General features: G+C 45.1%; 12 protein-coding genes, 2 pseudogenes and 1 riboswitch. Of the genes and pseudogenes, 7 read left to right on the forward strand and 7 right to left on the reverse strand.

Features of this window, described 5'->3' with window-relative positions; all coding sequences use genetic code 11:
* Positions 1 to 42 precede the first annotated feature (42 nt).
* Positions 43 to 1,416, reverse strand: coding sequence for an amino acid permease (locus PSAB_RS24005; RefSeq protein WP_025337105.1), 1,374 nt, complete (start codon positions 1,414 to 1,416; stop codon positions 43 to 45).
* A 134-nt stretch (positions 1,417 to 1,550) separates the two neighbouring features.
* Positions 1,551 to 1,631, reverse strand: a riboswitch (glycine riboswitch).
* 803 nt (positions 1,632 to 2,434) lie between these two features.
* On the reverse strand, positions 2,435 to 2,671 hold the full coding sequence (locus PSAB_RS24835; protein ID WP_025337106.1) for a Rossmann-fold NAD(P)-binding domain-containing protein: 237 nt from the start codon (positions 2,669 to 2,671) through the stop codon (positions 2,435 to 2,437).
* A 132-nt stretch (positions 2,672 to 2,803) separates the two neighbouring features.
* Here PSAB_RS24835 and PSAB_RS26615 point away from each other — a divergent pair, with 132 nt between their 5' ends.
* From PSAB_RS26615 to PSAB_RS24020, 3 genes are all read left to right on the forward strand, one after another.
* Positions 2,804 to 3,094 (forward strand): MerR family transcriptional regulator, encoded by a 291-nt coding sequence (locus PSAB_RS26615; protein ID WP_084266605.1) that lies wholly within the window; start codon positions 2,804 to 2,806, stop codon positions 3,092 to 3,094.
* Between the two features lie 323 nt (positions 3,095 to 3,417).
* Entirely contained in the window at positions 3,418 to 4,536 is a 1,119-nt protein-coding gene (locus tag PSAB_RS24015) for a DUF262 domain-containing protein (RefSeq protein ID WP_025337107.1), read from the forward strand.
* Positions 4,533 to 5,357, forward strand: coding sequence for an MAE_28990/MAE_18760 family HEPN-like nuclease (locus tag PSAB_RS24020; RefSeq protein ID WP_144240579.1), 825 nt, complete (start codon positions 4,533 to 4,535; stop codon positions 5,355 to 5,357). The genes PSAB_RS24015 and PSAB_RS24020 overlap by 4 nt, the downstream gene beginning before the upstream one ends.
* An 844-nt stretch (positions 5,358 to 6,201) precedes the next feature.
* Here the strand turns inward: PSAB_RS24020 and PSAB_RS24025 are convergent.
* Complete coding sequence (locus PSAB_RS24025; protein WP_025337109.1) at positions 6,202 to 6,588, reverse strand: hypothetical protein; 387 nt, start codon at positions 6,586 to 6,588, stop codon at positions 6,202 to 6,204.
* A 121-nt stretch (positions 6,589 to 6,709) separates the two neighbouring features.
* A complete protein-coding gene (locus PSAB_RS24030; RefSeq protein ID WP_025337110.1) occupies positions 6,710 to 7,555 on the reverse strand; it encodes an SDR family oxidoreductase in 846 nt (281 codons plus the stop codon).
* Positions 7,556 to 7,649: 94 nt separating this feature from the next.
* On the opposite strand from PSAB_RS24030, the gene PSAB_RS24035 reads away from it, so the two are divergent.
* The 3 genes from PSAB_RS24035 (at position 7,650) to PSAB_RS24045 (ending at position 10,732) form a co-directional block, all read left to right on the forward strand.
* On the forward strand, positions 7,650 to 8,063 hold the full coding sequence (locus PSAB_RS24035; protein WP_025337111.1) for a MerR family transcriptional regulator: 414 nt from the start codon (positions 7,650 to 7,652) through the stop codon (positions 8,061 to 8,063).
* 622 nt (positions 8,064 to 8,685) lie between these two features.
* Positions 8,686 to 9,501 carry a helix-turn-helix domain-containing protein gene (locus PSAB_RS24040; protein WP_420835634.1) on the forward strand — a complete coding sequence of 272 codons (816 nt, stop codon included), beginning with the start codon at positions 8,686 to 8,688 and terminating at the stop codon, positions 9,499 to 9,501.
* Between the two features lie 424 nt (positions 9,502 to 9,925).
* Positions 9,926 to 10,732: an aldo/keto reductase gene (locus PSAB_RS24045; RefSeq protein WP_264370886.1), complete on the forward strand. Its 807-nt coding sequence runs from the start codon at positions 9,926 to 9,928 to the stop codon at positions 10,730 to 10,732.
* Between the two features lie 325 nt (positions 10,733 to 11,057).
* On the opposite strand, the gene PSAB_RS24050 is transcribed toward PSAB_RS24045, so the two are convergent.
* A complete protein-coding gene (locus tag PSAB_RS24050; protein ID WP_025337113.1) occupies positions 11,058 to 11,960 on the reverse strand; it encodes a LysR family transcriptional regulator in 903 nt (300 codons plus the stop codon).
* Between the two features lie 474 nt (positions 11,961 to 12,434).
* Here PSAB_RS24050 and PSAB_RS24055 point away from each other — a divergent pair, with 474 nt between their 5' ends.
* A complete protein-coding gene (locus PSAB_RS24055; RefSeq protein WP_158442617.1) occupies positions 12,435 to 13,454 on the forward strand; it encodes an alpha/beta fold hydrolase in 1,020 nt (339 codons plus the stop codon).
* Between the two features lie 280 nt (positions 13,455 to 13,734).
* On the opposite strand, the pseudogene PSAB_RS26620 reads toward PSAB_RS24055, so the two are convergent.
* Positions 13,735 to 13,883: pseudogene (locus PSAB_RS26620) on the reverse strand (transposase); the annotation flags it as partial.
* Positions 13,884 to 14,250: 367 nt separating this feature from the next.
* A pseudogene (gene rlmH, locus PSAB_RS24060) lies at positions 14,251 to 14,731 on the reverse strand (23S rRNA (pseudouridine(1915)-N(3))-methyltransferase RlmH).
* Between the last annotated feature and the right edge of the window lie 113 nt (positions 14,732 to 14,844).

Genomic DNA, 14,844 nt, shown 5'->3' on the forward strand with positions numbered 1-14,844 from the left:
TTTTTTAGTTAGTGAGAAGTCAATGCGTTCCTAACAGCCAATCTATTTGATGTTCGTCGCTACACTGCTGCTTTTTTCCCTTTTGCTTCGGTTCGGATACAACAAAAATAATAGAACAAACCACAGTGGGGTGAACAATAAAGCCGGACGTGTTTCTTTGGCGAACAGCATAATGATGAGAATTGCGGCAAACAACGCTAAGACAGCATAGTTGATAAATGGCGTAAAAGGTGCCTTGAACTTTGATTTTGCCTGTAATTCCGGCCGGGTCTTCTTATATCGGATATGGCAGACGAGAACGACGCCCCAAACCCAAATAAAACAAATAGCACTTATCGTTGTCACGATTCCAAACGCCTGCTCCGGAATGAGTTTGCTGAGTAGAGCGCCCACCGATATGACAAGCGTGGAGATGAATAACGAATTTCCTGGCACATGATTTCTATTCAATTTGGCAAATTGAGAGGACGCCTGCTTGTTCTTGCTCAAATTATAGAGAATCCGGCTTGTGGAGAACATCCCGCTGTTGCAAGCGGAAGCGGCTGAAGTCAATACGACGAAATTAATAATCCCTGCGGCCACCGGAATCCCTACTAAAGTAAAGGTTTTAACGAAAGGGCTCTCTGCCGGACTGAGCTCCGTCCATGGGTTAATGCACAGCAGGACGAACAGCGCGCCCACGTAGAAAAATAAAATCCGTAGAGGAATTTTATTAATCGCCGATGGAATATTTTTCTCCGGATTAGAGGTTTCCGCTGCCGATACCCCCACTAATTCCACACCGACGTATGCGAATACCACCATTTGGAAGGAAAATAAAAAGCCTGATATGCCGTTCGGAAAAACGCCCCCGTGTTTCCAAAGGTTTGTTACCGTCACCGATCCTGCGTCCGTCTTGAATCCCATGATCAGAAAAATGACCCCAATGCCAATCAATGCAAGAATCGTGATCACTTTGATTAGAGCAAACCAAAATTCCAGTTCTCCGAAATTTTTGACCGTTAACAGATTGAGTCCTAATAAAATGATTAAGCAGAAGATAGCAGGTACCCACTGCGGGATATCGAACCAATATTGTACATATACGCCAACTGCAATCACGTCAGCCATAGCCGTCATGATCCAGCAAAACCAATAGGTCCAACCGGTTATAAACGCGGCCCGAGATCCAAGGTAGTCTTCCGCAATATCCGTAAACGATTGATAACCTGCTTTAGACAACAGGAGTTCTCCCAGCGCTCTCATCACGAAAAACACAGCGATCCCCACGATGATGTACGTAAACATGATGGATGGGCCTGCCTGTTGAATCGCTTTGCCCGATCCCAAGAACAATCCCGTACCAATGGTGCCGCCGATTGCGATGAGTTGAACATGCCGATTCGCTAGCTCTCTCTTTAATTCTGGTTGTGCCATACCTAGTTCCCCCTTATGAATGCAATACCTTGGTGCCAATAAAAAAAGAGACTGGATGTCCTCCAATCTCCCGGTACATAAGAATATCGAATAATAATTGTCCTACTAACAACGATCAGCATAACAAATACATTCAGTACTCTTCTGTCCTTTTGCCTGAGATTGTGAACCCTTCGGCGCCGCGGAATTCCCGCGGTCTCTCCAGAAGCTGCTCCTGCTATAGTGTGCCCATAGCAATCATAGCTTGCTAACTATTAAGTTAGTGAAGCGGTAATACCTTCTGATATTTTAACATATTACTTCCGATGTAAGTATTTAAACAGTGATAAAAGTCACAACGACTTTCCTAGCCCTCTTGGGTTTAAGGTTAATGTCCTGATAAAAACATGTCGTTAATTTATGGTACGGTTCATCTTAACATTCATAAAGCGAATTTTCGCCCGCCGAAGGCGAAATCGAAAGGCTCCGATCAGGTGCCTTTTACAGTAAGGAAAGCCCAGTATGTACATGGGAACCTATTAATAATAATCTAGTATTGTGACTTTTCAAGGTTCTAGAATATTCCTCACTGAATAAAACCTTGTTTTACTAGAGGACAAAGTTATTACTGGTCTATAACTTTTGCTTTTCTTTATTCATCTTTCTAAAAAACATAATTTCAAGAGGGAAAGCACTACTATGAGTAATAGTTTAGAGCCACCTTTACAGATAGCCCTTTTTAATGGGTTCTGAATGAGCTAATTGGGCTCTTTTAAGTAAATCTCTGTTCCGTTCCAACATCGTGATTTTAACCTTTTACCCTTGTGGGCTCCTCGCAAACACGCCATAATTCCGACCCAGCTTCTAATTTATAATTATTCTCAATAGGAAGGCGATTCTTTTTATCGTTGATAAAAACGCCGTTCATCTCCTCAATCTCCTAGGTAGAAGCCGCATATACGTCAGGCTTACAATCATCTCTGGCTCTTGCGTTCAAGATAGGTGCCATGACACTAAGATGCCATGGCGAACGCCGCGTTTATCTGGATTTGACCCATCCGGGATGAAAAGCAACGGACGACACCCCCGCCTCTTCAAAATGCTTGGCCCATTCAAAGGCAAGCAGTATGCGAGCGTTCATCGTTTGAGTCATGGCACGCATACCGCTGAAACGGTTCATAAGCTGGATGTCTTCGAAATCAATTTTCGGCTTTTTGAGAAAACGTGGATTGCCGGCCACCGTAATGATTCTAGAAGGACGACTATCCTTCAACATGTCTGCTAATTCTTGTGTCAAGAGTTAATGGCTGAGGACGTTCACCGCGAACATTCGCTCGATTCCCTCGCTGGTGATCTGTTTTTCCCAATAGAAGGCCCCTCCAAGATTAGCCAGAACATTTAGACGGTCATATTTTCGCTTGAACTCTGCACAGGCACGCTGCGCTTTTATGAGAAAATTGGATTAATAAACGGGATTGAACGGGACGAGAAAGACTATCGCCTGTATTCGCAATCCGACATCGCTTGGTTTCATATCATCAAGTATTACAGGGAAATCGGCATGCCTCAGGAAATGCAGCACTTCTATGACAAGCCGGGGAAAGATGTCTCGGTAACAGCGGCAAGGCGGCAATTCATGGAGGGATACCGTCATAAGGTAGTTAACCAAATAATAAAACTTGAAAAAAATCGATTATAAAATCGAATTGTTTAAGCAATTCGAAGCATCTGAATAGATTCTGTAAAATGAAACGAGGAACCCTGAATCAAGCTCTCGGCGTCATGAAGAGGATCATGCTGGACAAAAGGAAACGCGTCGGCGGCATCGAGCTTTCCTTCAACCAGGAGACCGGGAAACATTTTCTCCTCACTTATGATAAGGTGCCCAGTAACGGGTACAAACTGGATTCTCACTCCGTAAAATAGGCCCTTTCTACCACTATATTTCAATGTTCACTGGATAAAAATGCCTAAAGATATTATAATTTATTACAATATTTGATATCTACTGGAGGCAATAAAATGGATGAACTGCAATTAAGTATTGAGGACCTTTCCACTGAAGAAGTGATTGAAACAAATCCTTATCAGAATAAAGACAGAAAACTAGTAACTCAACCATACGATATGAGTGTTGCAACGGTAGTAGCTCAAATCAAAAATCACGATATTATTCTTGATCCAGAGTACCAAAGAAAGTATAGATGGTCACCTGTAAAAGCATCCCGTTTTATTGAATCCCTTTTGTTAAATGTCCCTATTCCAACAGTTTTTTTAGCTGAAGAAGAGGATATTACATATACAGTTATTGATGGTCAACAACGATTAAGTACTATAAGAAATTTTATTGAAGGAGAAGGTACTGAGGATGAACTGACCCTTCAAGGATTACAGATTAGAGCTGATCTAAATGACAAAAAATACTCCGATTTATCCCGTGAAGATAAAGGAAAGCTTAATAAACAATATATACGTTGTATTGTTATCTTGAACGATTCGGATCCCCAAATTAAGTTCGATGTCTTTGAAAGACTTAATTCGGGAAGCACCCACTTAACAGAGCAGGAAATTAGAAACTGTATATATCGAGGTAACTTTAATACTCTACTTAAACAATTATCCGAAAACCAAAATTTCAATTCGATGTTAAAACTCCCAGAAAAAGACCAAAAGAACATGACAAATGTAGAATACGTGTTACGCTTTTTAAGTTATAGAGAATCGCTTAATCAATATCAAGGGTCTGTAAAGGAATTTCTAAATGATTTTATGAAGGACAATAGAGTCATATCCGATGAACGCAGTTTATTTTTCACAGAATTATTTAATTCTACAATTGAAGTCATACATCACATTTTCGGTAATAATGGTTTTAGTAGATTTTTGCCTTCTAGAGACTCCTGGCATAACGCCCTTAACAGAGCGGTATTTGATGCTGAAATGGTCGCATTCTCTCGCTTTCATTTTAATATCTCGGAACTTGATAATGAGGGAATAATGAGAAACATAAAAGAATTAATGTCAGATGCCGCATTTGTGAGAACCATTGCTAGTTCTACAAATTCTCCCGAAAAAGTAAAGCTACGTATTCGTCTAATGGAAGAATGCATTTCTGAGTTTGGGGTGAAGCGGTCTTGTTGACAAGTTTTAAACAATTTGAAGAAAGAATGACGGAAATCGATTGTTTAATTGAACTACTTCCTCCTAAACCCACTAGTGAAAATGTAAATAAAATCAATTCATTATGTAGAGCTGCTGCTGTATTATTATGCAGCCATCTTGAAGGTTTTCTACAAGATCTTATGGAGGAGTTCGTGGAAGAGATAAATCAGTTGTCCGTTGGCTTCAAAAAACTACCACTTGAACTTTATTTACAGAATACTTTACCCAAAGGGCAGATAACGAATAACAACTTCGATTCAGTATTGAAACTAATTGAGGAAATACGTACTTTAGAGAACTCAAATATTCCAATTAGACTTATTAAGAAAAACTTCAGTAAGACCGACAGTAATCCAACTCCCGATGTAATTAACAAACTATTTAGAGTACTTGGCGAAGTTGATGTTCTAGATAAACTAAACGAAGAAGTGCTGCAAATTCAAAACGTAGAGGTTAAAACACCGTTTATTACAGACGATGAAAAGGCAGCAATTACTAAGGTTATCGGCTCTCAAAGCATTGTTGAGTATATAAACGATTTTCTTACAAATAAAAGAAATGCGTCTGGAAAGAAAGATAGAAATGTAGGTTTTTACAATAAAATAAATACTCTTTTGGATTGCAGAAATAACATAGCACACGGTAATAAAGGATATCAAATCTCCGATGTTAAGCTTATTGAGCTTAAGGATGATATAAATATGCTTGTCAAGGCATTAGCTGAGAAGGCAGAAGCACGAATAGAACAAATCAAATCAGCAACCTCCCCTGCACCCGTTCCAGCTGTTTCAGGGGCTTAATGTAAATACCTACCCAAACTGATATGTAGGCCTTGTTTCGGGAATTTACGTCACTTATGATACGGTTCAGCGTATCACCTCTAAAGCAAAAAATCGGGGTTCCACAATAAGCGGTGCCCCGATATCTCAGAATGGTAATTCCCCCCATCGGGACGCTGCCGATCCGCCCAAATAGCCCGTCACATCACCGAAGCCAGTTAAGAAGCACGGGGAATCACGTATAAAAGACAATATTATCGGTCCCAAGACCCCCCATTACCACAATTTGTTGCTCCGCAGAACCGAGCGTATTGCGATCTCAAACACTAACTCCGGCTGAATGATATTCCCAATATCGCTCATAACCATGAACAAAATGAAAACCCCGGATCGATTGACCCCTTGAAAACTGCTTGCCCCCAAACATCGAATGGGAAAGGATGAAATAGAAGAGTCGGCCGGAGGATTCTTCGTTGCTGATCCAAGTTCCCGGCAGCTTCCGTGGCCTTCGTCCATTTCCCCGGGACGCGGCTTCCTCTTGTCCCCCTTGTGGGGCCTCTTTGACGACGCGGCAGGATTCACTTCATGTTACGGCCTGGCCGGTTGCTCGCCCGGCCTCTGACCGGTACTTTCGTCGATACGCTTTTACGTACAGATTTCGCCATACGCAAGTATCCTAGCTACGCGGGGGCTTGGCCCCTCCCGTGACCGGACTTTCACCGGTTAGAAGATGGGTGCCTCGGGGCACGCGGAGAAAAAAAGAGGATGTCTCTCTGCCATTAAGGCTTTGAGATATCCTCTTGAATTATTTTGCAGGCACTAGCTGCTCGCCTTACATGTAAGATGGCTCACCGCGCTGTCTGCATTAGAAGCACGTGAACGAGCTAATCCGATTCAAATCAATGCCGTAGTACGCCCAGAAGAAACCGAACCATCTGAACCCTGCAATAGAATTACGCCCGACGAATACCGGGAAGAACCAGAATTGCTCGCCGTTGTTCAGCCAAACGTATGTGTCGCGGAACAGGCAGCGTCTGATCGCGCCGGGGTCGATAGCATACGCGGTGACCGGCATTTGCGGTACGAATTGCGGTGGAGGAGCCGTCGGCGGTTGAACGCCTCCCGGTGCACCCCCCGGGATTCCCGGAGTCCCCGGAAATCCGCCTGGACCTCCCGGCACGCCAGGTCCGCCAGGTCCGCCCGGGAATCCCGGAAATCCTCCGCCAGTTCCCGGCGTTGGAAAAAATCCCATATGTGATCGCTCCTTTCAATGAATAGGCATAATCATCATATGCATTCGCGGAAAGGGCGCTTAGGCGGATGCAGTTAAAAATATCCATCCAGCATTTCAGTGGTGTCGGTCTCCCCTCTTTTTATGCAAAATAATGTCCTTCTTCGAGATCGGCGAGCAGTCCGGGCTGCACCGGTGTCCAACCCAGAAGCTCCCTTGTTGCCAGACTCGCCTGCGCAGTGTCGTACAGGCTTGTGATGTCGAGTGCGGCAATGGCGCCAAGAAAGCCAAAATGGGCGGCAGCTTCTTCAGATGTTATGCTAACCGCCGGCACGTTCAGCTGGCGCCCGATGACTTCGGCGATCTGGCGGAGCGGAATGCCTTCATCGCCGGCGCCAAGCAGTCGTGAGCCTGCCGGTGCAGATTCCAGGGCCAGACGGTACAGAACCGCCGCATCCAGGCGATGAACCGCAGGCCAGCGGTTTGTTCCTTCGCCGATGTAGGCGGCGAAACCCTTCGCCCGGGCGATGTTGATCATCATCGGCACAAAGCCCTTATCGCCTTCGCCATGCACGGACGGTGCAAGCGAGACGATGGATGCCCGGATGCTTCGCTCTGCCATTGCGAGCACGGCCTGGTCCGCGGCGATTCCGTTTGCATGAGCCGTGGTAATGAACGGCTTCCCGGAGCCTTCCAGCGCCGCACCCATGACTTCAACGGCCTGTAAATCCAGAGCCAACGCACATTCAAAGTCGGAGAAGTCGTTGGTGAACGCCAGATGAATCACGCCGTCTGCAGCAGCAGCGGCGCTGCGCAGCGTATCGAGATCTCCTAGCGTGCCGTACAGCGCTTCGGCTCCCGCCGCCTTTAATCCCGCTGCTTTCGCTTCAGAACGGTAAAGGCCCGTCACTGTATGGCCCGCTCCGATCAGTTCCCGAACGACTGCGGAACCAACATACCCTGTTGCTCCTGTAACCAAAACATGCATACTCATTTCCTCCTTCAATGATTGACTGCTTGAATAGCTAAAGCATAAACTATGAAGTGAACTCTAGAGCAAGCAGTCTGAAGGAGAAATGATTATGAAAATTCAGGAACTGGCGGACAAGATGGGGTTAACGATCCATACGATCCGCTTTTATGAAAAGGAAGGCTTGCTGGATAACCGTCATGTCCGGCGGGAAAGCAACAATTACCGCAACTATTCGGAAGAGGCAATCGAGCGGCTAAAGCTCATCAAGAAGTTCCAGTCCATCGGCTGTTCGCTGGCTGAACTAAAGGAAGCTCTGCAGGACCACGATACTAATTCGCGAACCAACCTGCAGATTATCGATTGGATTCAAGGCAAGAAAGAGGAGATCGAACGCAAGAAGCAAGAATATGACCAGATGCTGGACACCCTCAATAAGATGCTGGAGTACCGGACTTTGCTCATGAACGACCCGCAAAAAGCCGAGGAGATGCTCAAGAATTGGCATACCGGCTCATCCGATTGAGCTGGTGTGAAGTTAAACCTAATTAGAAATTTACCTGGGGATATCTAAAAAGCCAAAATTTCGCCCTCTTGTGGTACGGTTTACCTTAACGGTCATAACGGCGAAAATTAAGAAAGGAGCTGGCGCGGCCAACTCCTTGGCTTTTTATCAATTTCTAGTCTAAACGTAGTAATTTACTTTATTATCACTTAACAGGCACGATTCAGTTTTTCGCAGTAAACCCCGGTCATCTTCATAGTCGAAAACAGTATCCAGGAAAACTTGCTCGTTTGGAGCTAAATGAACAAGTCATTTGAGCTTTTCAGCAAAGTATTCTCGCCGGGTTCCAGTTATACTAATAGTATAAGTGTTGAAAAGTTTGTTAAGGAACATAGGAGATGGTTCCTTTGAACATCGGGCAAAGCACATAGTTATCAGGTACCGTCAAAACGGTTTCTAATTATTCTACAGGTAAGCGCAGACTTGCATAACCGAAAGGATGATTATGAAATGGAAACTATAGCAATCGCAGGAACAAGTAAGGCAGGGACGTCCATGACTATGAGATCAAGCAAAGTGGTTAAGGTGCCTCATGAACTGGAAAAGTCTCCGGATAAAAAAAGGGAGCTTGAAGCTGGATGAGATGTCCGTTATCGAATTCTGTTTCTACACGCAAGGCAGAAAAGGAACCTTTTTTTTGCAGGATCATCTTCTTCTAATCGTCAAGACGGGTGTCTATACCGTTCGCTTCGGTGATCAAGAATATACGATGCGGAGCAACGAAATGATGTTTATTCATAAATCAATTGGAGTCGAGTACGAGAAAGCGGGTGAACCCGATTCCGATTACATCCTCGACTATATGATGTTTTTCCTGAACGAGAAGATAGTAGATGAATTCCTCACTTTCGCCGGTTTCAAACCAATTTATCTCGTGAATGATGTTGTTCCGATAACAGTCTTTCCGATCAATGACCGCATTGGAAGCTATATCGAGTCGTTAAAACCCTATTTCGAGAACCCTGACGAAGTCAAAGAAGGACTGGTTCGTGTGAAGCTGATGGAATTGCTGTTTCACATAGCAGATTCGAATGATCGTTTGTTGCATCAAATGATGCAACCCATAAGCAAGGACAGAGGCAGCATCGCAAAGATCATGGAGGAGAACTTCTCGAATCCCGTTTCCCTTAACGACCTGGCCTATTTGTCCGGCAGAAGCCTGGCGACGTTCAAAAGGGATTTTCAAGCAGTATACAACACCCCCCCGCTCAAATGGGTTCGCAATCGAAGGCTAGATAAAGCCAAGGAACTGTTAGCGGAAACAGCGTTATCTGTTACGGATATCTGTTTTTCGACCGGATTCGAAAATATCGCTCACTTTTCCAAAGTATTCAAGGAAAGATTCGGACTCCCGCCGTCAGAGTTTAGACGGCAGCTGAGGTTGAAGGAGGAGGCCTAAGGGGGCTAAAAAGTTTGCTACACAGGCACCGAAGATACCGTTTAGCGGAATTTACCGCGGAACGGTATCTTGTTATTTACAGAAACAAAATGAGCTAAATAAACAAATAGAATGAGCTTGTAGGCAAAGAAATTCATTCGTCTCCTTGATATTCTTATCTCATACGGTAAACGCAGCAGTATTAAAATAAGAATGAAGGAGAGATTCCGAATGAAAACACGTACAAACCAAACTATAGCTAGTATTTAAAATTTCACTAATATAGAAAGGTGTTGAAACAAATGAAAAAGGTAAAATTGCAAAATGAAACGATTCCTTCGATCGCTCTTGGTACCTGGTCATGGGGGACCGGTCAAGGCGGCGGGGATGCTGTTTTCGGAATAATCTTACCCCGGAAGACTTAAAACCGGTTTTTGATTCGGCGATGAAAGCCGGACTCAATTTATGGGACACTGCGACTGTGTACGGAATGGGAGCCTCCGAAAGCATTCTGGGCGAGTTTACAAAAGGCCGCGACGATGTGCTGCTCTCAACGAAATTCACTCCGCAACTTGGCGGGCCTGTTGAAGACCGCTTGAACAGTAGCCTGAACCGGCTCAGCGCAGACCAGACGGATATATATTGGATCCATAATCCTCTTGATGTAAAAAGATGGACTCCAGGACTGATTCCGTTGATGAAAAGCGGAAAAGTAAAATATGCAGGCGTCTCCAACCACAATCTGGAGGAAATCAAACTAGCGCAAAGTATTCTGGCTGAAGAAGGGCTGAAAATCTCTGCTGTACAAAATCATTACAGCTTACTGTACCGTTCGTCCGAAGAAGCCGGAATTATTGATTACTGCAACGAAAACAACATTGTGTTTTTCTCCTATATGGTGTTGGAACAAGGCGCATTAACCGACAAATACAATGCGAAAAGTCCTCTCCCAAGCGGCACCAGAAGAGGAGAGGCGTTTAATGAAGACGTGCTTGCGAAACTGGAAGGCCTGATCCATGTTATGAAGGAAATCGGCAATAAGCACAATGCGAATTCTGCACAAGTTGCAATCGCTTGGGCCATTGCGAAAGGAACCGTTCCGATAATCGGCGTTACGAGAACTTCCCAAATTGCTGATGCTGTAAGAGCCGATGAAATCACGCTGACAGCACGGGAAATCCATGATCTTGAAACAGCGGCGAAAGAGACAGGAATAGTAATCAAAGGTGACTGGGAAAAGCCGATGCATTAATCACTATAATCCGTTTTCGGATTACGGAACCGTTTCGCGGAAATTACCGCGAAACGGTTTTTAATTAATGAACGGTCAGGTTCTGCTCCGCACACCGGGCTTTCATGGTTTGTCCGCTGGTCTAATACACATGAATACGTTCTGACCAGATTGCCTGTAGATTCGTCTCCATCCGCGATTCATCCTTTCACGTACGTGATGAATTCATTGTGACGGATTCGAACACGTTTAAATAATTGCTTCTACGAGAGCCATCCTTATTGCACTTTGGGGCAGTTAAGTGATGTAGCGAGTTTATCATCGCCGTGTGTGAAAAAACTTTCAGTTACGGAGTGATTGATGTCAATAATTCGTTTTTTAGAAAATGGTACAATGCACGGCTTGCTGGAAGCATCGGAAGCTTATCAGTTTGATATAAAAAGCCGGTTGTCATATTAATTGAGTGCGATCCCATTTCACGTACCACTGTACCCGGTACCGGTGACTCAGTCATTATCCTAGGAACTAACGCTATGCCAATTCCGTGCTCAACGTAACTAGTTAGGGCTGTCATACTGGTGATTTCGAGTGTGTTTAGCGTGTTTAATGGTATGTTCCACTCTTGGGCAACCACTTCAAGTTTCTTGCGGTACGGGCAGTTCTTGGCTGTGATAAGCAGTCGTTGTCCGACGAAATCCTCAGGTGAAATGGTGGATTGTTCGCTGAGGGGATGATGCTCCGGCAGTAATACCACAAACCCTTCTTGGAATAACGGTTCAAAGAATAAACTGGTACCCATTTCAGGAGTGGAACAAAGCGCAATGTCAATCTCCCCTGTATGTAGCAAGTTGTTGAGTATGGGGGTGTTGGCGATATGTACGCTTACATGCACTTTGGGATGGGTGTTTAAGAATTTGCCAAGAATTGCTGGAAATCGAAAGCTCGCGGACGGCTCCGTGACACCAATGCGTACACTTCCGGATTCCGCTTGGGCCACCTCTATCATTGTCGACTTCAGTTGGTCGATCCGTTTCATAATATCAATGCTCTGTTCGTAAAACACTCTGCCAGCCTCAGTCAAACCAACAGATTTTTGAGTCCTGTCAAACAACTGCGCACCGATCTCTGCTTCCAGCCTCTGTATCTGCATTGTGACAGTGGATTGGGCGTAGTTCATCTCCTCCGCCGCCCGGTGAAAACTCCCTGAGCTTAGAATCCTATGGAATGTTTTCAGTGATTTTAAGTCCATGGTCACCATCCTTCGTTCAATTTAGTTGAACTCCATAATCAATAAGTTCAATTATACAGATACACTAATGAAGTATACAATATCTTTTGAGAGGGGAGGAAGATATGAATTCGAGGGAAGGCGGCACTCGTTACAGGATGCGGCATGGGCAATTGACAGAGCAACCAGTATAGCACTCGCGAAGCGTGGTGCTGTCGTGGATGAAAATCAGCAGATGACGCTGAAAAACAGTACAGAACATTCTTGTTCTAGGTGGAGAGGCACTTATGGTCCGCTGTGATGTTTCCAAGGACGACGTCGTGCAGGCGATGGTGAACCAAATTGTAGACAGATACGGATGTGTTCAAGTAGATTACGATGCTTTCAAGGACCAATGGACCATATTCAATCCAGCAATGGGCAGTCACGAGAGCCATGACCACTCTTAAGTTTCAACGACACAGTATTGAAACAGTAAATTATCATGGAGGTACAATGATGAGCAGTTTGAACCATGCTTCACAATACTATACTTCTATGGCCACCGTACCGAATTTAGCAAAGGAGTGGGCCGATAGAGGGCAATACACTACTTGGACTTCGACAGTGCCTGAAAATGCTCGTTTTGGGCCTCTCGATGTGTTTACGATTTGCGCAGGCAACATAGACAATCCAGTCATTCTCTTCATTCATGGTTATCCCACAAGCAGTTTTGATTTTCGGGAGTTGTTCGAGGAATTGAGTCAGGATTATTACGTCTGTGCGATTGATACACCAGGTTACGGATTTTCTTCGAAGCCTCGAAACGGATATATATACTCCATCCACGATGACGCACGTTTGGTGGATCACGTCGTTCGAGAAGTGTTGAAGCTTAATAAGTTTGCTTTGTTCACTCATGATAAAGGAGACACCGTGGGCATGGCCCTACTGAAGCTGTATCAGAAATACCGTGAATGTCCATATCAGATTACCCACCATTTCATCACCAACGGCAATATCTATCTGCCATTGGCGCAACTCTCGCAGCTTCAAAATCAGCTACTCGATCCGGTGTCCGGCCCGGCCCTGTCCTCCAATCTCAACGGCACGATCTTTGCGCAAGCCCTTGCAACGTTGGCGTATTCGAAAACCTTGTCTTCTGACGAAATCGCATCACTCGCCTCCATCTTTGATTATCAAGGCGGAGCCAATGTTCAACACGACGTCATTCAATATGTTAATCAGCGCAAACAATTCGAAGTAGGCTGGCTTGAAACGTTGCACAAGAGCGATGTGCCGACCACAATCATTTGGGGGGAACAGGATCAAATCTCACCGATTCGTGTTTCTGATTATGTCTGGACGACATACCTGAAATCTAGGAAGCAAGTTTCGACGTACTGGCGGATACCTCAAGCGAATCATTATCTCCAGAATGATGCGCCCCATGTCGTAGCTTCCATCGTGAACAGCGAGTTGAGATCAGCCAATGATCTTGATCTCCGCAACGAAGAGGCATACAGGGTCTTTTGACGGCCAAGCGGGCAGGATGAGCGGCGATCTTCGATAGTTTTAAGCAAATAGCTTGTATGACCCATTTATTCGAAAATCCCCTAATTCAAAACCGAAGCTCCGGAAAAAACCGGGGCTTTGTCGACAGTATGAAGGGTGTCTTTTTAGACACCCTTCAACATTTTGAATAGACAACGGTTTGTTGAGGTTAAATTCCAGAATTCTTTAGAATTGTAATAGAATCCGTTGGACGATTTATTCTGAATATTATAAGAATGACATGAATATATTCCTTGTACTACATATATCGCGTGTAGTTACGGATTTGGTGAATGATGCACTTTTGGAAATCTTTTTTATAACAGGCTGCAAGGGATTGAGAAAAGCAGGTGAGATTATCTGCGCAGGTAATCAAAATGTCTTGAATCCGCGAATCTTCAGCTCATTTAGAAAAAATCTGATTGGATGCTAGAATTTCAAGCAACATTGCTGTAGATAGGGAGAAAAATTTGGCTATATTCAATTGCATGTGCCTGTTGGTTCCTTCCAACTTACTCAACAACTTCGTGTAAAGAGGTTTGATGAAAGTCCATTCTTAAACAGACCTTTGACTTTGACTACGAAGGCACCATACACTTCCTCGCAATTTCAGGGAAAGGAAGCAATCGGTCAAGCTGTGACCCAAACTTCTTGCTGTTGCCAAATCACGCTGCACGAGCCAGCGTACGCGACGTCCCTTCCCCAGAGTGACCTTCCCCCTCTCCAGCATGGGCACGTTTCCGCGCCACGTGAGCGGGACAAGGCCAAAAATTTCGCCTCACTTATGATACGGTTCACCGCGATTGATCTTCACCGCCCGATAAATCTGCTCCACCAGCACCAGGCGCATGAGCTGATGGGGCAGCGTCATGCGCCCGAAGCTGAGCCGCTGCTGCGCGCGGCTCAGGACCGCATCGGAGAGCCCGTGGCTGCCTCCGATGACGAACACGACATGGCTCGTCCCGTAGGTGCCGAGCCCTGTCGAGCTCCGCGGCAAGCTCCTCCGAGCTCCAGAGCTTGCCGTCAATAGCGAGCGCGATGAGATGCGCGCCCTCTTTCACATGCGCGAGGATGCGCTCGCCCTCGCGCGCCTTCACGCCCGATACCTCGGCTTCGCTTAGGTTATCGGGCGCTTTTTCATCCGCCACCTCGATCATCTGGAACTTGAGGTAAGGCGTAAGCCGTTTCGCGTATTCCTGGATGCCCTGCACCAGGTATTTCTCCTTCAATTTGCCGACCGTAATGAGCTGAATGAACATAAAACTCCGAACTCCCCTTTCTTCGTCCTCTAATGATAAACAAGGATCGATGAATACACAAACGCGAGCCTTCCCTTAACTTAAGTCAAGGAAGTCCCGTCTCCTCCTTAGTA

It is taken from the genome of Paenibacillus sabinae T27 (assembly GCF_000612505.1).
Taxonomy (GTDB): Bacteria; Bacillota; Bacilli; order Paenibacillales; family Paenibacillaceae; genus Paenibacillus_AQ; species Paenibacillus_AQ sabinae.